13 protein-coding genes and 1 pseudogene are annotated in these 13005 nt (G+C 66.1%); 4 read left to right on the top strand and 10 right to left on the bottom strand.

Features of this window, described 5'->3' with window-relative positions; all coding sequences use genetic code 11:
• Positions 1 to 29 precede the first annotated feature (29 nt).
• A complete protein-coding gene (locus AC1DN9_RS20350) occupies positions 30 to 1400 on the bottom strand; it encodes a solute carrier family 23 protein (protein WP_478103255.1) in 1371 nt (456 codons plus the stop codon).
• A 45-nt stretch (positions 1401 to 1445) separates the two neighbouring features.
• Positions 1446 to 1874, bottom strand: coding sequence for a PaaI family thioesterase (locus tag AC1DN9_RS20345; RefSeq protein WP_478103254.1), 429 nt, complete (start codon positions 1872 to 1874; stop codon positions 1446 to 1448).
• A gap of 124 nt (positions 1875 to 1998) precedes the next feature.
• Between AC1DN9_RS20345 and AC1DN9_RS20340 the strand changes: the two genes are divergently transcribed.
• Positions 1999 to 3291, top strand: coding sequence for an AsmA family protein (locus tag AC1DN9_RS20340; protein ID WP_478103253.1), 1293 nt, complete (start codon positions 1999 to 2001; stop codon positions 3289 to 3291).
• A 131-nt stretch (positions 3292 to 3422) separates the two neighbouring features.
• Positions 3423 to 3812 (top strand): hypothetical protein, encoded by a 390-nt coding sequence (locus tag AC1DN9_RS20335; RefSeq protein ID WP_478103252.1) that lies wholly within the window; start codon positions 3423 to 3425, stop codon positions 3810 to 3812.
• A gap of 184 nt (positions 3813 to 3996) precedes the next feature.
• On the opposite strand, the gene AC1DN9_RS20330 is transcribed toward AC1DN9_RS20335, so the two are convergent.
• A complete protein-coding gene (locus AC1DN9_RS20330) occupies positions 3997 to 4722 on the bottom strand; it encodes an OmpW/AlkL family protein (RefSeq protein ID WP_478103251.1) in 726 nt (241 codons plus the stop codon).
• 189 nt (positions 4723 to 4911) lie between these two features.
• Here AC1DN9_RS20330 and AC1DN9_RS20325 point away from each other — a divergent pair, with 189 nt between their 5' ends.
• The gene (locus tag AC1DN9_RS20325) at positions 4912 to 5448 is read left to right on the top strand and encodes a DUF4136 domain-containing protein (RefSeq protein ID WP_478103250.1); all 537 of its coding nucleotides are present in this window, start codon (positions 4912 to 4914) and stop codon (positions 5446 to 5448) included.
• A gap of 10 nt (positions 5449 to 5458) precedes the next feature.
• Here AC1DN9_RS20325 and AC1DN9_RS20320 read toward each other — a convergent pair whose 3' ends face one another.
• The 6 genes and pseudogenes from AC1DN9_RS20320 to AC1DN9_RS20295 form a co-directional block, all read right to left on the bottom strand.
• Positions 5459 to 6073 (bottom strand): HAD family hydrolase, encoded by a 615-nt coding sequence (locus AC1DN9_RS20320; protein ID WP_478103249.1) that lies wholly within the window; start codon positions 6071 to 6073, stop codon positions 5459 to 5461.
• 32 nt (positions 6074 to 6105) lie between these two features.
• Positions 6106 to 6525, bottom strand: coding sequence for a surface-adhesin E family protein (locus AC1DN9_RS20315; RefSeq protein WP_478103247.1), 420 nt, complete (start codon positions 6523 to 6525; stop codon positions 6106 to 6108).
• Positions 6526 to 6597: 72 nt separating this feature from the next.
• Complete coding sequence (locus tag AC1DN9_RS20310; protein ID WP_478103372.1) at positions 6598 to 7020, bottom strand: hypothetical protein; 423 nt, start codon at positions 7018 to 7020, stop codon at positions 6598 to 6600.
• A 138-nt stretch (positions 7021 to 7158) separates the two neighbouring features.
• Positions 7159 to 8409 (bottom strand): annotated as a pseudogene (locus tag AC1DN9_RS20305) (AMP-binding protein); the annotation flags it as partial.
• 55 nt (positions 8410 to 8464) lie between these two features.
• A complete protein-coding gene (locus tag AC1DN9_RS20300) occupies positions 8465 to 9415 on the bottom strand; it encodes a 3-hydroxyacyl-CoA dehydrogenase NAD-binding domain-containing protein (protein WP_478103246.1) in 951 nt (316 codons plus the stop codon).
• Positions 9416 to 9441: 26 nt separating this feature from the next.
• Positions 9442 to 10362, bottom strand: a complete 921-nt coding sequence (locus tag AC1DN9_RS20295; protein WP_478103245.1) for a beta-keto acid cleavage family enzyme — start codon at positions 10360 to 10362, stop codon at positions 9442 to 9444.
• Positions 10363 to 10466: 104 nt separating this feature from the next.
• On the opposite strand from AC1DN9_RS20295, the gene AC1DN9_RS20290 reads away from it, so the two are divergent.
• On the top strand, positions 10467 to 11195 hold the full coding sequence (locus AC1DN9_RS20290; RefSeq protein WP_478103243.1) for a Crp/Fnr family transcriptional regulator: 729 nt from the start codon (positions 10467 to 10469) through the stop codon (positions 11193 to 11195).
• Between the two features lie 2 nt (positions 11196 to 11197).
• Here AC1DN9_RS20290 and AC1DN9_RS20285 read toward each other — a convergent pair whose 3' ends face one another.
• On the bottom strand, positions 11198 to 12997 hold the full coding sequence (locus AC1DN9_RS20285) for a tetratricopeptide repeat protein (protein ID WP_478103242.1): 1800 nt from the start codon (positions 12995 to 12997) through the stop codon (positions 11198 to 11200).
• Between the last annotated feature and the right edge of the window lie 8 nt (positions 12998 to 13005).

Here is a 13005-nt window from a genome sequence, read left to right as displayed (position 1 = left end):
TTTCATGAGGTTGCATGTTTCGCTGCACTTCAACGGCGTGATCGACCCAGCAGTGCATAGAGCAGGATCGCACCGAAAGTCGCGGTGCCGATGCCGCCGAGCGCGAACTGCCCGAACTTGAGCGTGAAGTCGCCCGTGCCGAGGATCAGCGTGATCGCGGCGACGATGAGATTCTTGTTCTGCGAGAAGTCGACCCGGTTGTCGACCCAGATCTTGGCGCCCGCCACTGCGATGAGGCCGAACACCACGATGCTCACGCCGCCCATCACCGGCAGCGGGATCGCTTGGACCAGCGCGCCGAACTTCGGGCTGAAGCCCAGCACCAGCGCGATCAGCGCGGCAACGACGAACATCGCCGTCGAGTAGATCTTGGTGGCCGCCATCACGCCGATATTTTCGGCGTAGGTCGTGACGCCCGTGCCGCCGACGGCGCCGCTCACCATGGTCGCGATGCCGTCGCCGATGAAGGCGCGACCCAGGTAGGGATTGAGGTCGCGTCCCGTCATCGCGCCGACGGCCTTGAGGTGGCCGAGGTTCTCGGCCACCAGGATGACCGCGACCGGCGCGATCAGCAGGATGGCATTGACCTCGAACACCGGCGACGAAAACGTCGGAATGCCGAACCAGGGCGCTGCCGCCAACGGTCCGAGATCGATCGGCTTGCCCAGCCCCAGGCCATTCGTCAGCACGGCGTAGATTACGCTCGCGGCGATCAGGCCCATGAGGATCAGCAGCCGCTGGATCATCCCGCGCGTGTAGACCGCGATCAGGCCCACGCAGAGAAAGGTCAGCGCCTGGATCCAGGTGTCGAAGCCCGTGGGCGCCATGTTCTTGATCGGCACGCTCGCCAGGTTGAGCCCGATCACGGCGACCACCGCCCCGGTGACCACCGGCGGCATCAGGCGCTCGATCCAGTGCACCGCGACGTCCTGCTCGACCTCTTCCACTTCGAGGCCTTCGAGTCCGCGCACCGGCGCGCGCCGGGTGCGCCGCTCATTGGTGAGCGCCACCAGCACGCCGATCAGCACGTAGACCAGGCCGCAGACGATGATGCCGCCCAGCGCCACGCCCAGGTTGTTGTTGGGCCCCGAGCCCGCATAGCCGCTGGCTGCGATGACAACGCCGATGAAGGCGAAGCTGGACCCCAGGTAGCTCGGCACCCGTCCGCCGGTGATGAAGAAGAACAGGAGCGTGCCGATGCCGCTCATCAGGATCGCGATGTTGGGGTTGAAGCCCATCAGGATCGGCGCCAGTACCGTGGCGCCGAACATCGCGATCACGTGCTGCACGCCCATCGCGGCGGTCTGTGGCCACGGCAGGCGCTCGTCGGGCGCGACGATGGCGCCCGCGGAGGCCGTGACCTTGCGCCACCGGGGAAGGTAGGAATCGCTATCGCTCATGTGTGTCTCCTCGTTGTTGTTGTCGAAAGGAATGCAGGGGATGCGTCAGCCGCCGCGCGGCGCCAGGACGGCCATGGTGATGCGGGAGACGCAGGTGAGCTCACCTTCGTCATTGGTCAGGTCGATCTGCCACACCTGCGTGGTGCGGCCCCGGTGCACGGGGCGTGCAGTGCCGGTGACCCAACCCGTGGAGGCGGACTTGAGATGGTTCGCGTTGATATCCAGGCCCACCGCGCGGTGGCCTTCTGGCGCCGAATAGTGCGCGCCACACGATCCCAGCGTTTCCGCGAGCACCACCGAGACGCCGCCGTGCAGGATGCCGTAGGGCTGCACGGTTCGCTTGTCCACCGGCACGCGCGCCCGGATGAAATCGTCCCCAATTTCGAGGAATTCGATCCCAAGGTTGGAGACCGTCGTATCGACGTGGCTTCGGGTCAGTTCGTTGAGCGAGATTTCTTTTTTCCAGATGCGCATTGAAAGAGTCTCCAGTTGAGGTGGCAAAACTATAGCGATTGCCGCCGAAAACGCGCGCCCACGGCTGACAGCACAAGCCACACAAACCAAGCAAGCTCGCATCATGACCCAGGCTCGACGTTGGATGGCTGTTTCTGCCGCGGTGGTGGTACTGCTGCTCGTCGGGGTCGGCCTCTGGGTCCGCGGACACTTGCCGGGCGACGAGGCCTTTGCCGCGGCGCTTTCTTCGCGTTTCGAGAAGGCGTCCGGCATCGGCCTGCGGATCGGCGCAGCGCATTGGGCACTGCGACCCGCGCCGGTCATCGTGCTGGAGGATGTGGCGACTGTTCAGCCACGGCCGATCACCGTGCGCCACCTGGTCGTTCGGCCTCGGCTGGCATCGCTCTGGCATCGCCAGGTGTCCATCGCCGAGATCGAGGTCGAAGGGGCGATGCTGCCCAGCGCGTCCGTGCGTGCATTCCGTGGGCGCTGGGATGCCGCCGATGACGCGGTTGTGCTGCTGGCGGGCGCGTGGACGCTCGCGGACATCCCGGTCGAGCGGGTACGCATGCGTGACGTGACCTGGGTCGACCGCCGCGACATTGCGCTGGCCTACGACGTGGACCTTCGCTTCGATCCACGCTGGCGGCCACGCGAGGGCGAGATCCGGCGGTCGGGCGTGACGCCGGTCGCGAGCTTGCGTGTCGAGCGCGAAGGCAACGAGGACCGCTGGCGCACGCTGATCGACGTCGCCGACGGCACGTGGAACGGCAGCACCCAGCTCCAGACCGACGACAAGGGACGGCTGCGTCTCACGGCGCAGTTGACGCCGAAGAACGTGGACGTCAGCGTGCTGGTCCGCAGCTTTGGCCGGCACAGCGTGGTCGAGGGCCGGCTGCAGGGGCAGACCGAGGTCGATGCCGAAGGCGACAACGTTGGAGAACTCGTTCGCCGACTGCATACGCACACGCGCTTCACCGTGGCGCCCGCTACGTTGACCGGCTTTGATCTGGCCAAGGCTGTGACCGGCAATTTCGGTCGCGGCGGCCAGACGCCGCTCGACGCTCTCAGCGGCACGCTCGACACGCAGATAGCCGACGAAGGCGTGATCCTGCGCTACAGCGGCCTGAAGGCACGCTCCGGCGTCCTCAGGGCAAGCGGCAGCGCCACCGTGGTCAATCGACGCCTGGATGGCGAGGCGGCGGTCGACCTCGTCGACGGCGTAGTGGGCGTGCCTCTCAAGCTCGGCGGCACGCTCGACGCGCCCGTGCTCTCGCTGACCGGCGCGGCGCTCACAGGCGCGGCCGTCGGCACGGCCGTGCTGCCGGGCGTCGGCACCGCGATCGGCGCGCGCATCGGGCAGCAACTGGACAAGCTGCTCGGGGATGAGGAGGCAAGGAAGCAGCGCCCCGCGGCGCCCCCGCCCAAGCAACGCTGAGCGCTGCCGCCGTTACAGCAGGCATCGACCGTTCAATTTTCTTTACGCTCGCTAGACAATGCCGGGGCGGCTTGAATGCCAAGCTGCGCGCTTTCGTTTCGATCAAAGCAGTCCCTACGAGGTGTTCAGTCATGCACGTCAGCTATTCGGTCTTCACGGAAGCGAGGTTCTGGATGATGGTGGCGATCTCGGTGGTGCTGCCGTTCTGCATTTATGCCGTGCTGATCGCCAAGCAGGCCATCTCGCGCATGACCGTCCTGGTGCTCGGCTTCTCGCTGGTCGCGATCGCGGGGCTGGACGTCTTCTTCCTCCAGCGACTGGCCACGACCGCAGCCGCGACGCCGTCGCTGGCGGACGATGTGCTCTTTGTCTCGGAAGTCCGCGTCGCGCTATACCTGCTTCCGGCGCTGTTCGCGGGCCTCGGCATCAATGTGATCTCACACGTCCTGACGACCCATCTGGTCGCTGCCGAAAAGCGCTTCAGCGAGCAGCAGGCAAACCCGGCCCAGCCCGAGGTCTAGATCAGCGAGGCCGGTTGAGAAAAGGCCCGGCGCCTGCCAATCGAGATATTGCTCAAGAACATGATCGTGATTCCAGAAAGATGCGGAGGGAGTGCGCCAACGCATATCGGCTGGAAACCGACAAACTTGAGGGAGACGCGAAGAGCGCGGTGCGCTCTCCGGCCCGAGACCGGGGCTTGGGGGCTTAGAACTTGTAGGTCAGGGCCAGGTACGGAACGATCGGATCGAGCTTCAGGCTCGATTCGCTCGTCGCCACGGGCACGCCCAGCGCTGTCGTGGTCAGGTTGGCCTTCGTGCGCAACGGGATGTACGACACCGAGAAGGCCACGCCCCAATGCGGATCGAATTGATAGGCCATGCCCACGTTGAACACCGGCGCGAACTTGCTGTCGATCTTGGCCGTGGTCGACGATACGGCGACCGGGATGCCAATTCGGCTGGCGAGCGCGCCCTGGAGGCCGGGCGTGAGGTTCACGTCGCTATACCAGACATAAGTGGCGCCGAGACCGACGTAGGGACGGAACTTGGCTTCGCCCTCGTTGAAGTAGTACTTGGCGAGCAGGGTGGGGCTCCACTGCCGTGCCTCGCCGAGTTCACCGATCGGGCCCAGCGTGCCGACGCCGTCGAGCTTGAACTTCGGCGGGATACCCATCACGCCCTCGACGGCCCAGTGGCTGTCGACGAAATAGGTGGCGTTGAGGCCCAGCGTGTCGGAATTGCCGACGCTGGCACCGGACCCGGGAACCACGGCGTGCACCGGCGAGGTGAAGGTCAGGGGATCGCTCGAATCCTGCGGGGAGAGGTGAAACCAGCCGGCGCCGACTTGCCAGTCACCAGCCTTTTGCGCAAGGGCACTGCCCGATCCGAGCGCGGCAACGGCCGCCAGCGCAAACAGTTTTGTCTTCATCATGAGAGAGGGAAAGAAAGGTTCAGTGGTTGGGGAGGGAATAAGGATACGGTGCCGTTTATTTAGTTCGGCTTGCCGTGTCGCGTACGCTACAGCAGAAATGGGTGTGTCGTGAGCGCACACACACGTTCAACTGATGGGGGCTCAAGTTTTCCGCCTGTACGATGCGTCGGCACCGCAACAGGAGTGAACATGATCGGAAGATTCCTTGCCATGGCCCTCACGATGCTGCTGGCCGCTTGCGCAAGTACTGCCACCATCCAGACCGATTACGACCCTCAGGCCCAATTCGGCAACTACCGGAGCTACAGCTGGATCACCAGCGCCGACGGCGGGGCGTTGCTGCCGCAGAGCATCGTCGCCGGCATCGACGCCCGCTTGCAGGCGCGAGGCTGGAAGCTCGCACCCGAAGGCGACGTGCACGTGTCCGCCCACGTGACCCGGGTCCAGGGGCAGAACTTCAACAACTTCTACAGCGGCATCGGCCACGATCTCAACTGGCTCGGTGTCGGCAGCGGATGGCCGGGCTACCACACGATGTCCGTCGACACCTATGAGAAGGGCACGCTGCTGGTCGACATGTTCGATGCGCGTACCAAACGGGCGATCTGGCGTGGCAGTGCCAGCGGCGTGCTGCCGGACGATCCTTCACGTGTGGATGCCAGCGTGCAGGCCGCGCTCGACAAGCTGTTTGCCGGCTTCCCGCCGGGCGGTGCGTCCGGGCGCTGAGAGCGCGCGCTCACAAGAGGCCGCGAGACCCGAGCTCCTTCGCCAGCGCATCGGCGCCGGTGAATTCGTAGGCTTGCAGCCCGGCCCCGATCGCGCCGGTAACGTTCGGCTCGGCGTCATCGATGAAAAAGGTGCCGGCAGGTGTCACGCCCAGCGCCCCCAGGCAACCCAGGTAGGCGGCGGGCGCCGGCTTGGTGGCGCCAAACGATGCCGTGGCATGGATGGTGTCGCCGAACAGTGCAGCCACCTCGGGGCAGAGCCGGTCCATGTGCGTGGCGAGCAGCTTGCAGTTGTTGGTGAGGATCGCAATCCTGGTGCGTTCGGCGACGGCCCTCGCCAGCCGCATCACCTCGTCGTCGAGCGTCATGGAAGCGCGCCTCGCGGCCAGCCACTCATCCAGCGTCAGCGGGTAGCCGAGGAGTCGGCCCAGTTCGCGGAGGTATTCGTCGTCGCCGATCAACCCCGCGTCCGCCCGCGATTCCAGGCCCGTGCCCCAGATGGCATGCCGAACCACCTCCGTGCTTCGGCCGGTCGTAGCCGCCAGGTGGTCGACGCGCACCGGACGGTCGTAACCGCAAAGCACGCCATCCAGGTCGAACAGCACCAGGGCGATCGATGCGGTCATTCCGGTCCGATCCATCGCCAGGCATCGGGCCGCTATCCCGCCGTGACCTGGCAGGCCGCGCGGATGATGCGGTTCGTCGGATTCGGGTCGACGTCGAGGAACAGCATGGGGGGTGGACTGCTCGCGTAGTCGCTCGTCTTGTTCGGCGGACCTTGCCAGAGCGGCGCCTGGTAGAACTTGGCGTAGATGTAGCTGGCCTTCCGGGCGCGGCAATCGAAGACCACGCTGGATTCATACGAGCGGTAGGGCACCTGATCCCAGTTGAAGCGTTGCGTCTTGCGGCTGACGCGCACGTTCATCGTGCGGAGCCTGCCGTCGGTCTTCGTCGCGACGGGGTCGACCTGCACCGTGTCGACCGACGCGTCGGCCGGATTGCCGGTCACGGTGAACCACTGGGTCTCTGCCTGGGCGTTGCAACCCGCGAGGCTCAGCAATACAAGCCACCTTCTCACTTCGAATCCTTCTGCTGGCGATCAAATTTGATTCTAGCCAGCAGCCTTGCGGCGCCCTGACGGGCCGCGCCTTCAGGCCGCGCGAACGACCTCCTGATCGGGCCCCTCGCCGTGCAGCCGCTCGACCTCCGCCGCGCGCCGGGTCAGCACCGCCCGCTGATTGATGTAGCCCTTGTCGGTGATCTCGCCGGCGTCGATGTCGGGCGGCGCACCGAGCACCAGCGCGCGCACCGGGCATTGGGACGATCCAGCGCCGGAGTCGCGCAGCTCGCGCATCACGCGCAGCAGCGCGGTGTGCAGTTCCTCCCTCGGCCGGGACGCAGCCTGCGGGCTCGGAAACACCAGCATGCCGATGTCGGCGCGGTCGTGGCCGGTGATCACGATGTCCTGCGCCAGCGGGGCGAGGCGTGAGACGAGATCGACACGCAGCGTGCCGACCGACACCCAGGTGCCGCTCGAGAGCTTGAAATCCTCCGCCACGCGGCCGTGGAACATCACGCCGCGTTCGGGCCGGTCCGCATGCGCGAGATAGCCTGCATCGCCGATGCGGTAGTAGCCCTCCTGGTCGAAGGCTTCGGCGCTTTCGCGCGGAGCGTTGCGGTACGCGGGAAACACCGACACGCCCTTGACCCGCATCTCCAGCTTGTCGCCGTTGGGCACGAACTTGAGCTCCAACCCCGGCAGCGGCGCGCCGATGCATCCTGCGCCGTCGAGCTGCCAGTGCGCCGAAGTGATGGCGGGCGAAGTCTCGGTCGCGCCCCACGATGTGGTGAGCCATAGCGGGCGCGAAGGCCGGGCGCGATGCGCCACGGCCTCCAGCCGCTGCCATGTCGATGGCGCCAGCGCCGCGGCAGCATAGAAGGCCAGCCGCAGCCGCGACAGCACCTCGGCCGCCAGCGCCTCGTCGGCCTCCAGGAAGGGGAGCAGCATGTCGAAGCCACGCGGCACGTTGAACAGCAGCGTGGGCCGAACCTCGCGCAGATTACGCACGGTCTTCTCGATCAGTCCCGGCGCGGGCCGCCCTTCGTCGATATAGAGCGTGCCGCCGTGGCACAGCACCATGTTGAAGTTGTGGTTCGCACCGAAGGTGTGGCTCCAGGGCAGCCAGTCGACGAGCACCGGCTTTTCCCTGTCCAGGAAGCGCCAGGTCTGCGTCATCATCTGCTGGTTTGCGCACAGCATGCGGTGCGTGTTGATCACCACCTTGGGCCGGCCGGTCGAGCCGGAGGTGAGCAGGTACTTGGCGTGGTCGTCGGGCACGATCGCTTCGAAGGCCTGCATGACGTCCGGTGTCTCTTCCGTCTGCATCAATCGATCGAAGGCTTGCGCGCCGGAGTGCGCGTCGGCATGGCGGCTGAACACGGTGATCGCATTGCTGCCGCAGCCTGCGAGCGCCGCGCCGTACACCTTGGCGTCGGAGGCGTAGATCAGCGCCGGGTCGAGCGCGCGCAGCATGCCGTGCAGCCGCGTCGGATCCTTCGCCATGCGCGAGTAGGCGCTGGACAGCGAGCACGCGGTGCGGCCGATGTGCATCGTGGCGAGCATCAGGACCGCGTGATCGATCGCGTTGTCCGACAGGATCACGACCGGCCGGTCCTTCGGTACCCCCAGGTGCAGCAGGCCCTGCGCCACGGCGCCGACTGCACGGCGCAGGCTGCGGTAGTCGAGCGTTCGCCAGCCTTCACCGCTGTCGTTGCGCTCTGCCAGCGCGAGCGCATCGGGTGTCTCGCGCGCCCAGCGCTCCAGCCATTCGCCGATGCAGCGTGCGTAAGGCCTGAGCGCGACGGGCGAGCGCAGCACGAAGGAGCCGTCGTCGAAATCGATGCGCACCGTGCGCGGCGGCGCGATCTGGGTTTCGTCGTCGAAGAAGCCGGGGGTGGTCATGGTCATGTCTCCGGAGCTTGCCTGCGGCGCGGATTGCACCGGCCGTCGCTTCTTGTCATTCGAGTGTGCTTGACGCGGCCTTGGCGCGAATCAGGTCCAACAGCAAGGTGTCGCGTGCCGCTTCGAGGTCGCTGGTGCGCCGCGCCCCGAGTTCCGATGCCACGCCTTCGGCCACCTGCTGCTTGAGTGCGGGTGTCATCGAAGGCGCACCCAGGTCGTGCCACCAATCTTCGATCGGACCACCGAGGTGGTCGAGCACGTGCGCAATGCCGCCCGCGCCGCCTGAAAGATGCAGGTTCATGAACGGGCCCATCACGGCCCAACGCAACCCAGGGCCGTGCGCGATGGCCGTGTCGATGTCCGCCACCGATGCGACACCTTGGTCCACCAGATGGAAGGCCTCGCGCCAGAGCGCAGCCTGCAGGCGGTTCGCGATGTGGCCCTTCACCTCGCGCTTCACGTGGATCGGCCGCTTGCCGATCACGGCGTAGAAGGCCATCGCGCGCGCCACCGTCTCAGCCGACGTGTGCTCGCCGCCAACCACTTCCACCAGCGGAATCAGATGGGGCGGATTGAAGGGATGACCCAGCACCACGCGCTCCGGATGCGTGCACGCGGATTGGACGCTGCTGATCGCGAGGCCCGACGAGCTGGACGCAAGGATGGTGCGCGGGGGCGCGGCGGCGTCCATGCGGCGGAACAGGTCAATCTTGACGTCCATGCGTTCCGGGCCGTTTTCCTGCACAAAGTCCGCATGGACCACTGCGTCTTCAAGCCGCTCGTGGAACCGCAGGCGATCTGTCGACGCGCCTTCCGCAAGCCCGAAGCGTTGCAGGGTGGGCCAGTGCTGCGCGACCGCATCGCGCAGCCGGGACTCCGCGCCGGGCGAGGGATCCGTCGCATCGACGTCGAGGCCGCGCGCGAGAAAGTACGCCGCCCAGCTTGCACCGATCACGCCGGTGGCGACGACCGCCACCCGCTTCGCTTGTTCAGTTGTCGTGCTCATTGGCATCCTCCGCCATGTCGCCTAGTTCAGTGCGGCGCGAACTCGGGCCGCGGCGTGCCGACGCGCGGCAGGCCCATCATCTGGCGCGCTTCGGCTGGCGTGGCGGGCTCCATGTCCATCTCGCGGATGATCCGCACGATGCGCTCGGTGAGTTGCAGGTTGGTCGCGACCTCGCCGTGGCGGTAGTAGAGGTTGTCTTCCAGCCCCACGCGCGCATGGCCGCCGAGCAGCAGCGCGCTGATGTTCGCCTCCAGCTGCGACGGCCCGATGCCGCTGACGCAGAAGATCGCGCCCTTGGGCAAGGTGTCGACCATCATCTGCAGATGGCGCGGCGAGAAGGGCATCGCGTTCTGGAAATTTCGGTGCACGTTCATCACGAGGTTGATGAAGTAAGGCTCCTCGTCCAGCCCCTCGTTGATCAGCGTCGTCGTGTCCTGGAGGATGTGCGTGGGGCTGAACACCTCCCACTCGGGCTTGATGCCGCGCGCCTTCATGCCGGCTGCCAGCTCGCGGCCCTTGGTGAGCGGCGTATCCATCAGGATCTCGCGCCCTTCGAACGACAAGTTGAGCGTGGTCGCGTCCAGCGTGCACATCTCGGCGCCGGCATCCATGCCCTTGATGCGCTCTTCCCACGCAATCTCCCAGCGATTGCCTGGCAGCGGCTTCACCATGTCGCCATGCACGCCGCCGCCGGTGGAGTTGTTGATCACGATGTCGCAGCCGGTTGCGCGGATGCGCGTGTTGATGTCGCGATAGACGTCGGCATTGCAGGTGGCACCGTCGTCGGGCCGGCGTGCGTGGATCGCAGCCACGCTGGCGCCAGCGTTCCAGCAGCGCACCACGTCTGCGGCGATCTCCGCGGGCTGGGTGGGCAGGTGGGGGTTCTGGGACTTGTGCGCCATGCCGCCGGTCGGGGCGATGGTCACGATCACTTTGCGTTTCGACATGCGCTATCTCCTGTGGACAGCGCTGTATTATTTTTGGCTGCCTTCGCCCTGGCAGTCATCGCGACGACATTTCGGATCAGGGTTTACGAGGCGCTGGAGCGTTCATGCATCACAAGAAGCCGGCCGAGCGACAAGCGGCGTCCGTTTCGCTGTCACTGTCGATTTCCACGCTACTGGCGTTGTCAGGCTGGTTTCCTCAATTGGAGCCAGACGCACAGGCCCGCGTGCTCGACGACATGCGTGAGGAACACGTCGCCGCCGGCGCGGCTTTGTGCCGGCGGGGCGAAACCCCGCTGCACTGGTACGGCACGCTGGAAGGCCTGCTCAAATGGTCGCTGACCTCGGAGGACGGCCGCTCGGTGACCTTCGGCGGTCTGTCGGTGGGCAGTTGGTTCGGCGAGGGCACGTTGCTGCGCGCCGTGCCGCGCACCGCCGACATCATCGCGCTGCGCGACAGCCGCGTGGCGGTGCTGCCGATCGACACCTTCGAGTGGCTGCACCGCACGCAGATGAGCTTCAATCATTTCCTGCTGGTGCAGATCAACGAGCGCTTGCACTGGTTCATGGGCAACTATGCGGCGCAGAGGCTTCTCGATGCGGACAGCCAGGTGGCGCGCGCGCTGGCGGGGCTGTTCCATCCGTGGCTTCATCCGCTCGGGCAGACGCACCTGGAGACTTCGCAGGAGGAGATCGCCAATCTTTCGGGGCTGTCGCGGCAGCGGTGCAACGCAGCGCTCAACCGGCTGCGCGAGGCCGGCTTGCTGCGCATCGAATACGGCGGCATCACCGTGATCGATCTTGAAGGACTGCGGCGCTTTATCGATCAGATCTAGGATCAAAGCCGGGCCAGATCCGGGCCTCCGCGCGTTCCGAGCCATGTGCGTTCATAGGCTTTCCGCGCCGCACGTTCAGCCGCGGCGTCGCCCTTCCGGCGCTCCACGTCCACCAGTCCGGCGAGCGCCCATCCGTTGTTTTGCACGCGCACCAGTGAGTCCCTGAACACCTGTTGCGCCTCGTCGAGCTTGCCTTGACGCAGCATCACTGATCCAAGCGATTGCCGCACGGGGTAGTACCAGTAGGGCGGCTCGGTGTAGGGGAGGGTGTCCTCGATCGCAATGGCGTCCCGATAGAACCTGGCCGCACCATCGAGATCGCCCTTCGCGTCGGCGAGCCGCCCGGACGCCACGAGGCCGGCGATGCGGATGATCTCCCTGGCGGGCAACTGCCATGCCTCGAAGGACTTGTAGTCGGCCGTGCGTTCGATCTGCTGGATGGCGTCAATCTCCTTCTGCGCGTTGGCCTCGTCCTTGCGAGATGCGTAGGCGACGGCTCGCGCGTAGTGGTACATAGTCGACACCAGCGCCGCATCGCCCGACGGCGGCGCGAGCTTGAGGATGGTGTCGGCGTCGCTGAAACGCGCATGCGCCGCAAAGGGCGCGGACTTGATCGGCTGCAGGATCGGGAAGCTCTTCACGAGTTCCATCGGCACCGAGGCATCGAGCTTTCCGGCCGACTCCACAGCGGTCTTGCCGTCGCCGCCCATCAGCGCCGAAACCAAGACGAAATGGATGTTGTGCGGGTAGTAGGCCGTCTTGTAGATGGGGTCCGACGCCGAGGTCTTGAAGTAGTTTTCGTCGACTTGTGCCGCCTTGCGGTTCAGCGTCATCGATTCGCGGTACCTGCCGACGCGGTAGTAGATGTGCGCGGGCATATGGACGACGTGGCCGGCGCCCGGCATCAACGCCGCGAGGCGATTGGCGTAGGGCAGAGCCTTGTCAGGCTGCGTGGACGCCTCCATCGCATGAATGTAGAGATGGATCGCGCCGGGATGCACAGGATTGCGCCGGAGCACCGTTTCGAGCGTCGCGACGATGTCTTCGCCGCGTCCTTTTGACTTGGCGCCCCCAGCTTCCCAGTAGTCCCAGGGCTGCGTGTCCATGGCGGCTTCGGCGTAGAGCGTCTGGATCGTGTCGTCGGCCGGGAAAGCCGCCGCGACCGTCTTCATCGCGTCGGCATAGGCGGCGTCGAGCGGTGCGCGGTCCGGCGGAGGATTCGCGACATAGCGCTTTTCGAGCGCGCCGATCAACGCCTGCTCCCTGGCGCTCGCGCCGCCCTTGAGCGCCACCGCCTTGCCCAGTGCTGCCACGGCTGGCGCATTGGCCTCCGGCATCATCGGTACGTTGATGTTGGTGCCGAGCACGTAGGCCTCGCCCCAGAAGCACATCGCGCATGTGGCGTCGAGCTTCTGCGCGGCCTGGAAAGCGCGTTGCGCCTCGGCATGGTTGAAGCCGAACGACAACCGCAGTCCCTGGTTGAAATACGCCTGCGCCTTGGGGCTGCGGGTCGTGATGGGGAACGCGAGCGAACCGAGATCCTTGTAGAGCGGCACGTCGCTGCTGGCCACTGGTGCGGATGCGGCGGTCTGGCTTGCGACGCGAACCAGCGCTTTGAGAAGGGCTGGCGGACCCGAGACCACGGGCCCGCAGACACTGCGTGGCGACGAAAGCAGCGGATCGAAGCCATCGGCGGCGCGGCCGGCACTGCCGTTTGCCGGCAGCAGTGTGGCCGAAGCGACCATGCAGGCGGAGGCCGCGCGAATGCCCCGACGCGACAGTGGGGATCGATGCAATGACATGGCGTTCC

This window comes from Variovorax sp. 05L425, assembly GCF_056397705.1.
This window is presented reverse-complemented; position numbering and strand designations above follow the sequence as displayed.

Coding starts and splice junctions, on each gene's coding strand:
- AC1DN9_RS20350 (WP_478103255.1), bottom strand. CDS start 1,400: ATGAGCGATAGCGATTCCTACCTTCCCCGGTGGCGCAAGGTCACGGCC.
- AC1DN9_RS20345 (WP_478103254.1), bottom strand. CDS start 1,874: ATGCGCATCTGGAAAAAAGAAATCTCGCTCAACGAACTGACCCGAAGC.
- AC1DN9_RS20340 (WP_478103253.1), top strand. CDS start 1,999: ATGGCTGTTTCTGCCGCGGTGGTGGTACTGCTGCTCGTCGGGGTCGGC.
- AC1DN9_RS20335 (WP_478103252.1), top strand. CDS start 3,423: ATGCACGTCAGCTATTCGGTCTTCACGGAAGCGAGGTTCTGGATGATG.
- AC1DN9_RS20330 (WP_478103251.1), bottom strand. CDS start 4,722: ATGATGAAGACAAAACTGTTTGCGCTGGCGGCCGTTGCCGCGCTCGGA.
- AC1DN9_RS20325 (WP_478103250.1), top strand. CDS start 4,912: ATGATCGGAAGATTCCTTGCCATGGCCCTCACGATGCTGCTGGCCGCT.
- AC1DN9_RS20320 (WP_478103249.1), bottom strand. CDS start 6,073: ATGACCGCATCGATCGCCCTGGTGCTGTTCGACCTGGATGGCGTGCTT.
- AC1DN9_RS20310 (WP_478103372.1), bottom strand. CDS start 7,020: ATGTTCCACGGCCGCGTGGCGGAGGATTTCAAGCTCTCGAGCGGCACC.
- AC1DN9_RS20300 (WP_478103246.1), bottom strand. CDS start 9,415: ATGAGCACGACAACTGAACAAGCGAAGCGGGTGGCGGTCGTCGCCACC.
- AC1DN9_RS20295 (WP_478103245.1), bottom strand. CDS start 10,362: ATGTCGAAACGCAAAGTGATCGTGACCATCGCCCCGACCGGCGGCATG.
- AC1DN9_RS20290 (WP_478103243.1), top strand. CDS start 10,467: ATGCATCACAAGAAGCCGGCCGAGCGACAAGCGGCGTCCGTTTCGCTG.
- AC1DN9_RS20285 (WP_478103242.1), bottom strand. CDS start 12,997: ATGTCATTGCATCGATCCCCACTGTCGCGTCGGGGCATTCGCGCGGCC.